Consider the following 8556-nt stretch of genomic DNA (forward strand, 5'->3'; position numbering starts at 1 on the left):
ATGCGCTCACGATACGACGATCCTGCCTTCCAGCATGCAAAGACGCCCCTGCCGCGTTTCGGAGGTCCGACCTTTGCACTGAATTTGCGGTTGAAACGGCTGGCCTGGATGATCGTATGGCGGCTTCTTGCCTCCTGGACGCCCCCACCGATGCGCCGCTGGCGCAATTTTCTCCTGCGCAGTTTTGGCGCGCGCCTGCACACCACGGCAATGGTGTATTCCAGCGTGATTGTGTGGTGGCCGGGGCACCTCGTCATGGAGCGTCATTCATCTCTCGGGCCTGGGGTGATCTGCTACAACGTCGACATGATCACAATCGGCCAATATGCCTCGGTCTCGCAACGTGCGCATCTGTGCACCGGGTCGCATGACGTTCAGGACAGCGCGTTTCCCCTGGTGACGCGGCCGGTGGTGATCGAGGAGGATGCCTGGGTGGCTGCGGAAGCCTTCGTCGGGCCCGGTGTCGTGATCGGCAGGGGGGCTGTACTTGGCGCGCGCGCCGTCACCGCGAAGTCACTGGAGCCGTGGACGATTTATGTCGGCAATCCGGCAAGGACGGTTGGCTCCCGCCGTCAGGAAGCGGCGGCCTCCAACGCGCTCAGCCGATAACCTTCAAGCGTGGCATGGGCAATGGCCGGCCAGGTGAATCTCTCCAGTACAAGCCGGCGGCCATTTTCGCCCATCGTTCTCGCCCTGGCCGGGTTGCCGAGCACGCTTGCCAACGCCTTCGCAACCTCGGCCGCGTCAACCGAGACGATAAGTCCTGCATCGGCAGAACCGACTTCGGGAAAGTGACACTGGTCGGTGATCACCACAGGTGTGCCGCAGGCGAGCGCTTCTGTTATCGCCATGCTGAAACCCTCCTGTCGGCTTGGCAGGCAGAAGCAGTCGGCATCGACCATGGCTTCGAGCTTTGCCTCGCCGTAGATGGCCCCGACCATAAAGACGCGGTGCCGGATGTTCAGTTTTTTGACGAGGTGCATAAAGTGGCCCTCTGCGCCACCGGGGGGACCTGCGACGACGAGATCAACATCGACATAGGTGTCAGAGATAGCCGCAAAGGCCGAGGCAAGAATGTCGATACCCTTTTTGATGTGCAGGCGTGAGAGGAACAGGATGTAACGCCTGCCGTGCGCAAGGGCGATTTTCTGCCTGAAATGTCCCCGGGTGGGCAGGGGGTCGAATTCCTCGGCAAAAACACCGTTCGGTATGATGAGATTTCGAGCCTGGAAATTCAGCGGCTCGACAGCTGCCATTTCATCGACGTTGAGCAGATGCAGGAACGCAGCCTCGTTCAGCATCTTGCGATAGCACAGCATCAGCGCGATCTTCTTTTTCCACGATCGCTGGCCGAGACTCCAATGGTCCAGCATGCCTGCCGGGCAGATGCAGTAGGGTACGCCAGCGGCGCGGGCGAGCTTGGAAGCATAGAGCAGAAAAGGCTCCCATACGCCGTGAATATGCATGAAGGAGGCATCTTTCAGCAAGGCTTTCAGCATGCGCCGGCCCCTGAAGCAGAACAGTGTTTCCAGCCTCCCGGCCGGCTCCAGGAGATGCCAATGGATGTTTTCGAAATGCGGTATGCTACGACCGATTTCCTTGACCTGCGCCTCGATCGCGGCGTCGCCATAGCTGACGATATTCACATCGAGGCCGAGGCCGGCCTGTGCAGCGGCAAGGCGCATGGCAACGGCCTGCAAACCGCCATGCTTGGGATCAATCGAAGCGATGACGTGGATGATCTTCATATCTCGTTGTTCCCCAGATATCGCGCTTCAACCGTCTGGCAAAGTCCCGCGGACCCCGACAGATGCGGCCCGGACAGGGCGGCAAGAAGCCGCTCGCCGTAAGACTCCACTGTATGTTCGGCCGCGCGCAGGAGCGCATTGGCAGACATGGTCCGCCTGAGTTCGGGATTGTCGGCAAGCGCACGCACCGCAGTCGCGATAGCTTCCGGATCGCAGACGGGAACGATGAAACCTTCGATGCCATCGCGAACGACGCTGCCGGTGTTTTCGGTCGTTATAACCGGCAGGCCCGCTGCCAGCGCTTCATAGACGGCGGTCGCGGAGCCTTCGCAGAGCGACGGCAGCAGGAAGACATCCGCCCACCGAAACTCCTCGACGATCTGCGAGCGCGGAACGATCCCTCTCAGCTCGACCCATTGTGAAATCTGCTGCTTGACGTCATCGGGTATGCGAACGCGGCCAGCCATCCGGAACCGGGCGGCACCTTCCATCAATCGGGCGGCTTCCACAACATAGGGCGATCCCTTGCGCAGCCCGACTTCGCCCACCGTCAGAACCCTGATTGGTCCCGGCATGCGTGCTGGCCGGTCGATGGCAGCCGCGGCATTGACCCCATAGGGTACGACGACACACCGGTCTTGCGGCCCGCCGCATGCAACGACGTTCTTGCGGACAAATTCCGACGGGCAGACGATGACATCCGCCAGACGCCACTCGGCTTTTTCCCGTTCGGCGAAGAGACGCGCATGCGGATTCTCCTGTACAGGACCTGCCCATGCGGGAAACCGCTTCATTTCCTGATCCAGAAGCGCTTCAACGACATCGCGCGGCGCAATCATCTGCTCGACTGCGGTCCACAGCCCCTGCTGCTTTGCCGCCCGCATCTGTTCGAGTGCGTCGCCGCTGAAGGCATAGAGCCCGGCTGCGCCGTGGAAGCCGCGTCGGGCGACCATTTCGGAAAAAATAGACCCGGCCCAGATCGCGTGAGAGGTTTCCTCGACAATGTCTTTGGTGCGCATGTGGCGCAGGACGGAACGGAGGCCGAAGCTGGAAAACACCGTCGTCAGCGCCGTCGGCACGCCTTTGGGCAGCCGGCCGGCCAGCCGTTTGACAGGTGCGGGATAAAGGGTTGCCGGAAACGAATTGACGATCCGGGGCCAGCCTTTCGTGGCGCAAATGTCGGTGTAAAAATGCGCAAGGCGGCCAGCGGATGCGAATATCCTCGGCACGGCGTAATGCATGCGGGCGCCGAGTTGGCTGACGACGACTTTGTCTTTCATGACGAGATACCTTGAGCGATAGGGGGCCTGGAAGGCTCGACAGTTTGCAGCCCGGCGATCAGCACCGCCCAGGCATCTGCCGCCTTTTCTCGGGAATAGTCTGCGCAAAGCAGCCGCCGTGCCGCATCCCCCATTGCTGTCGTGGTATCCGGGTCGTCGCAGAGCTTTTCGATGGAGCTGGAGAGCTTATCGATCTCTCCGATTTCGACGGTGCTGCCGCATCCCTTGGCTCTGAGAACACGCGGCACCTCTCCATCAGGGTCGCCGACGAAGATCGTCGGCCTCCCGGCCGCCAGGATGCCATAGAATTTGCTTGGAATGATGCAGTGTTCCAGTTCCGGCAGCAGCGAGACCAGATGCACATCCGCAACGCTCAGGCTTTCAGCAAGTTTCTCCACGGGCTGCAGCGGCTTGAAGATGACGTTCTGAAGACCGAGATCCTGAACGACAGTCTTCACAGCCGCGTGCTGGTGTCCGCCGCCAATGAGAAGGAACCGGATATCCTGCCGGTGTTCGAGACGTTTCGCCGCTGCCAGGATAGTGCCGAACTCATGCGCCCGCCCGAAGTTTCCTGAATAGCCCACGACAAACACATCCTGCAGGCCCCACGCTTTTCGCAGGCTGTTGTCGGCGCGCGCGACAGGATAGATTTCCTCACCATCCGACCAGTGATGCAGGACGCTGACGCGATCCTTTGCAAGGCCTTGCGTGGTAAGGAATTCCGCCATCTTGTCGGTAGGGCAGACAACCATGCCGGGGGATCGCAGAGACCAGTTGCGCGCCTGTGTCAGCCATGGCGCAAGCCACCGTGCACGTTTCCTGAAAAATCCAAGCTCGATTGCGGTCTCAGGAAAAAGATCCATGATCCAGTTCACCATGAGGGCGCCCTTGAGGCGGATCGCGATGCTGCTCATGACGGAGAGGAGCGGCGGATCGGTGCAGACAACGACCGTGTCCGTCGCCCGAACGTTGCGCAGAAGCCAGGCGAATGCCAGCACCTGAAAAAGAAAATAATCAATGCTCCGGCGCATGAGGCTGTGCCGGCCGAAGCGACCGCTTGCGAGCCGTCGGATCTGTACACCCCGAACCGTTTCGGCCGCGGGCAAGACGCTGCCGGGATGATTGTGTATTTCGCGACTTGCAACGACAGTCACATTCATTCCGCGCTGCGCCATCGAAACAGCGAGAGACGATATCATTCGGCTTGTTGCCGACTGGTCGGGGAAACCGTATCTGTTCAGGAAGATCATCCTCACGCTTTTTTCTCCCGCCCAATGTCCGGTCTTGATGGAGCATTCTTGGCGACGTGAAGACAAGCGGCAAGCTGGTCGTAAGGACTAGTGGACTCATGATACGGAGTGGCCAGTACTCCGAAGTTAGCGTTGTACTATCCATTTGGTAGCTGAAACCCAGATGACGCCCTTATGGGTTATAAGATCCAGAAAAATACCGCAGCCAGCGAATGGTAGGGCGGTTGGCGTAGGTCGCATGCTGGTCACTATACAACTCAAGGACAAGATCGAGGACGAAGTGCCTTGTGACTAGACGCTGTGGGGCGGCGAAAAACAACTGCTCCCCTTTGCGCTCCTTTTGCTGAATGCGCCCGATGCTACCCCTTTCGGTCCGATTACTCCATGAAGCCCTCTCTCTTGGAAATATCTCACACCACAAGGGCCGGCTCGGAGACGGAAATAGAGAGACAACCGTGGCGCTCATGGACTTATCGCAGGCTACGTGGGCACGAGTTGCTGGAACACTGTGATGAATATTGACAATATATGCTACACTTCCCATAGTTTGAGGATATGAGAGGAAAAGGCCATGCCGTCAGGTAGCATTCACGTCAAAGTCAGCGGCGCGCTGCAAGATCACATCCAGCAGCAGATCGGTGATGGCGGTCTTTATGAGAATGCGAGCGAATATATTCGAGCGCTCATTCGACGTGACTTGCAAACCCGCGACGAGGCATGGGATGCCTTGCAAAAGGAACTGGCTCCCGCAATGCGTGCAGATGATAGCGAGTTTATAGCCGTCTCTGCTGACGATGTAATCGGCCGAAACAAGCGTCGCTAGTTATGGCAGCTTATCGCTTTTATGCGCCTGCCGATGCCGCACAGGATAAAATCTGGCGCGACACCGTTGATGCTTGGGGTGAAGATCAGGCTGAGACCTATATACGTGGCTTGCACGCGCATTTGCAGCGCCTTTGCGACAACCACTTGCTTTGGCGGCGTCTGCCCCAAAGACTTGCTGTCCCCGGTGACCTCAAGAGTGAGGCTTATTTCAGCCGGTATGAGCATCATTACCTGTTTTTCCGAAAGCTTGATAGCGGCGACCTGGGTGTGATGAGTATTCTGCACGAGCGGATGGATATGGCAGTGCGCTTGAGAGAAGATCTTATGGCCCTCGATGCTAGGGGCATTATCCAAGCTGTCACAGTGTGACGAATTACAGCCTACTATCGTCACCGGATGGTGAAATTTCTATGCTGCTGCACTATGTTCCCTTTGATGGACACGCGCACGCCAGAGCAACGACGACGGATCATGCAATCCGTCAGGCAAAAGAACACCGGACCCGAACAGGTGATTCGGAAAGCTTTGTTTGCCGCGGGCTTCCGCTATCGTCTCCATCGTAAGGATCTGCCAGGCTCGCCTGACATCGTTTTTCCAGCGCAGAAAAAAGCGATTTTTGTTCACGGTTGCTTCTGGCACGGCCACGGATGTGCCAAAGGCCGCCCCTCTAAATCCCGAATCGAATATTGGGGGCCGAAAATCGAGGCGAACCGCATCCGCGACGACCGCAATCTCTCCTCCTTGAAAGCGCTACGATGGGAAGTACTTGTCGTTTGGCAGTGCGAACTCGCCGATTTTCCAACTGCCTTCAATCGGATTACAAATTTTGTAGAAGGCTTGTCGAATTCGATCGACAATGCCGCTACCGACGGCTAGACTTCGGCTTATGACGAATCAAAAATCGCCCAGAAAAAAAACTTCGAGCCGCCCGGTAGGCGTCGACTTGTTCGCAGGAGCAGGTGGAATGAGTCTTGGTTTCGAGCAGGCAGGCTTTCACGTTGCCGCCGCCGTCGAGATCGATCCGATCCACTGCGCGATCCATAAATTCAATTTTCCCGATTGCGCTGTAATTCCGCAGTCGGTAGCAGGCCTTTCTGGGGATGAAATCCGTCGTCTTGCCGACCTTGAAGGCCACGAAATCGATTGTGTGTTTGGCGGGCCTCCTTGTCAGGGTTTTTCGATGATCGGGCACCGCATACTCGATGATCCGCGAAACAGCTTTGTTATGGATTTTGTTCGTATCGTCGCTGAGCTAGATGCAAAGACGTTTGTGTTTGAGAATGTCAAAGGTTTGACGGTCGGCAAGCATCGCGACTTTCTAGACGAGCTGGTCGCAGCTTTCGACGCGCGGGGTTATCAGGTTCGCTTGCCGTGGCGGGTTCTCGATGCGGCGTGTTACGGTGTCCCTCAACACCGTCAACGTTTAATTCTTTTCGGCGCAAAGAAGGGGCTCGACCTTCCCGATTATCCACTCGCCATCACGAATCCGGCGGATGGCAAGCGGAATATTCAGGGTCTTCCATCCGGTCCTACTTGCCAAGACGCACTTGGCGATTTGCCAGATGCAGAGCGTTTCGAAACGCTGAGGGAAACCGATATCGTGAAAACGACAGCGTTTAAATCTCCATCGAACTATGCTGCTGAAATGCGCTGTTTGACAAACGATGCGTGGCATTTCGGGCGCATTCGCGACTGGATGCCAGAATTTTTAACGTCGAGTGCCCGCACGGTACATACAGCAATTTCCAAAGGGCGCTTCGCCGCGACGGCGCAAGGCGAAGTTGAGCCGATCAGCCGTTTCTTTAAACTCCCGCCGAAGGGTTTGTCCAACACTCTGCGTGCCGGGACGGACGGTGCACGTGGTGCTTTCACCAGCCCGCGCCCTATCCATTACGACTATGATCGCTGTATTACCGTGCGTGAAATGGCCCGCCTACACGGTTTCCCTGATTGGTTCCGATTCCATGCCACCAAATGGCATGGTGCGCGGCAGATCGGAAATGCGGTTCCTCCACCATTGGCGCGGGCTATTGCGTCCGAGGTTGTGCGGGCGCTTGGCGTGAAGCCGAAGCCGGCCAGTGGCATTCAGAAGCTCGGTGATACTAAGTTTATCTATATGGAAATGACCGAAGCTGCCGAACATTTTGGTGTAGCGAAACCCAGTTCCAAGCGTGATCGCAAGAGTGGAGCTAAAAAACGCAAGCAGTCTGAAATTGAGGCCGCCCTCAAACGATTGAAGGTGGCCAATGGCTAAGAATGGCGACAGTAATCGTTATCGCATTCTAATCGAACATATCTTCTTCGATCATTGGGCAGATGGCGTCGTGGAATTCGAGTTTGAACGCGGCGAAATCGAATCCCATGCCAAAAAGGAAAGCATAGCGCTCCCGAAGAACATCGGTGATTTGATTTATTCGTTTCGGTTCAGATATCCTCTGCCCCACAGAATCTTAGAAACCCAGCCCGAGGGCTTGGAGTGGGTTATCGAAGGCGCGGGGCGGGCGCGCTATCGGTTCCGCCTCGTCAAAATCACCCGTATCGTACCGAGCGAGGCACTCGCTACGATCGCGATCCCAGATGCAACACCAGAACTCATTCGCGCATACGCGCTGGACGACGAGCAGGCGCTGCTTGCCATTGTCCGTTACAATCGCCTGATTGACACGTTCTTGGGGCTCACAACTTATAGCTTGCAAAACCATTTGCGCACGACCGTTTCCGGCGTCGGGCAGATCGAGATTGATGAAGTATATATCGGCCTCGACAAGCATGGTTGTCATTACGTTATTCCGGTGCAAGCTAAAGGCGGTAACGATCAAATTGGCGTTGTGCAGATATCACAAGATCTCGCTTTCGCGACCGAGAAGTTTCCAGATATGCGCTGCCGACCCATCGCGGCGCAGTTCATGGCTGGAGGTGTTATTGCGTTGCTCGAACTCACATTGGACGACGGTCAAGTGAAGATCGTAGAAGAACGTCACTATCGTTTGGTTCCTGCTGCCGATCTCGATCAGGCGGCCATACGAAACTACCGCTCTTAATTTTCTATATCTCCATCATGCTTATAAAATGATGATGATCGTTGCATTGATATAGGCACGCTGTATCGTAGATACGAGAGTGAATTTTTTAGTTCGCTTTCTCGTTATTACTATGTTTTACTGATATAAATTTTATATTATTTTCAGTAGATTGACGCTTTTTCAGTGTTTTTATTTATTTTTAGGAAGGTTTTTATCTCTCCCTTTATCCCCGTCTTCGATGCTTGACCTATAATACTCTTGTTCTTGGATGAACCGGGAGACGTTTCGGTTTAGCGATGAGCTGGTATACCGGCTGTGAGGGAATACGTCGCTCTCATAATTCGGATATGCCAGTGAAAGTCCGTATCCATCCGGCGAAGGCCGCGGAGCTTATGATTTAGGCTGGTCCGCCATGATGCGTTCGATCCTT

The 8556-nt window shown here is 56.2% G+C and carries 9 protein-coding genes; 6 read left to right on the forward strand and 3 right to left on the reverse strand.

Going from position 1 to position 8556, the window contains the following annotated elements:
• Positions 1-609, forward strand: a complete 609-nt coding sequence (locus O9X91_RS11965) for an LbetaH domain-containing protein (RefSeq protein WP_142914186.1) — start codon at positions 1-3, stop codon at positions 607-609.
• On the opposite strand, the gene O9X91_RS11970 is transcribed toward O9X91_RS11965, so the two are convergent.
• From O9X91_RS11970 to O9X91_RS11980, 3 genes are read right to left on the reverse strand one after another with little or no spacing between them, the layout of a single operon-like run.
• On the reverse strand, positions 573-1748 hold the full coding sequence (locus O9X91_RS11970; RefSeq protein ID WP_142914187.1) for a glycosyltransferase: 1176 nt from the start codon (positions 1746-1748) through the stop codon (positions 573-575). The two genes, O9X91_RS11965 and O9X91_RS11970, sit on opposite strands and share 37 nt — an antisense overlap.
• Entirely contained in the window at positions 1745-3028 is a 1284-nt protein-coding gene (locus tag O9X91_RS11975) for a glycosyltransferase family 4 protein (RefSeq protein WP_142914188.1), read from the reverse strand. The genes O9X91_RS11970 and O9X91_RS11975 overlap by 4 nt, the downstream gene beginning before the upstream one ends.
• Positions 3025-4278 carry a glycosyltransferase family 4 protein gene (locus tag O9X91_RS11980; protein WP_142914201.1) on the reverse strand — a complete coding sequence of 418 codons (1254 nt, stop codon included), beginning with the start codon at positions 4276-4278 and terminating at the stop codon, positions 3025-3027. The genes O9X91_RS11975 and O9X91_RS11980 overlap by 4 nt, the downstream gene beginning before the upstream one ends.
• 571 nt (positions 4279-4849) lie before the next feature.
• Between O9X91_RS11980 and O9X91_RS11985 the strand changes: the two genes are divergently transcribed.
• From O9X91_RS11985 to O9X91_RS12005, 5 genes are all read left to right on the forward strand, one after another.
• Positions 4850-5101, forward strand: a complete 252-nt coding sequence (locus O9X91_RS11985) for a ribbon-helix-helix domain-containing protein (protein ID WP_142914189.1) — start codon at positions 4850-4852, stop codon at positions 5099-5101.
• A 2-nt stretch (positions 5102-5103) separates the two neighbouring features.
• On the forward strand, positions 5104-5472 hold the full coding sequence (locus O9X91_RS11990) for a type II toxin-antitoxin system RelE/ParE family toxin (protein WP_142914190.1): 369 nt from the start codon (positions 5104-5106) through the stop codon (positions 5470-5472).
• 66 nt (positions 5473-5538) lie between these two features.
• Positions 5539-5979 (forward strand): very short patch repair endonuclease, encoded by a 441-nt coding sequence (locus tag O9X91_RS11995; RefSeq protein ID WP_204814877.1) that lies wholly within the window; start codon positions 5539-5541, stop codon positions 5977-5979.
• 10 nt (positions 5980-5989) lie between these two features.
• Positions 5990-7357, forward strand: coding sequence for a DNA cytosine methyltransferase (locus tag O9X91_RS12000; RefSeq protein WP_142914192.1), 1368 nt, complete (start codon positions 5990-5992; stop codon positions 7355-7357).
• Complete coding sequence (locus O9X91_RS12005; RefSeq protein ID WP_142914193.1) at positions 7350-8144, forward strand: endonuclease; 795 nt, start codon at positions 7350-7352, stop codon at positions 8142-8144. Before O9X91_RS12000 ends, O9X91_RS12005 begins: the two co-directional genes overlap by 8 nt.
• The last annotated feature ends 412 nt before the right edge of the window (positions 8145-8556 follow it).

Origin of the sequence: Agrobacterium salinitolerans (genome assembly GCF_027498475.1) — a bacterium.
GTDB classification, from domain to species: domain Bacteria; phylum Pseudomonadota; class Alphaproteobacteria; order Rhizobiales; family Rhizobiaceae; genus Agrobacterium; species Agrobacterium salinitolerans.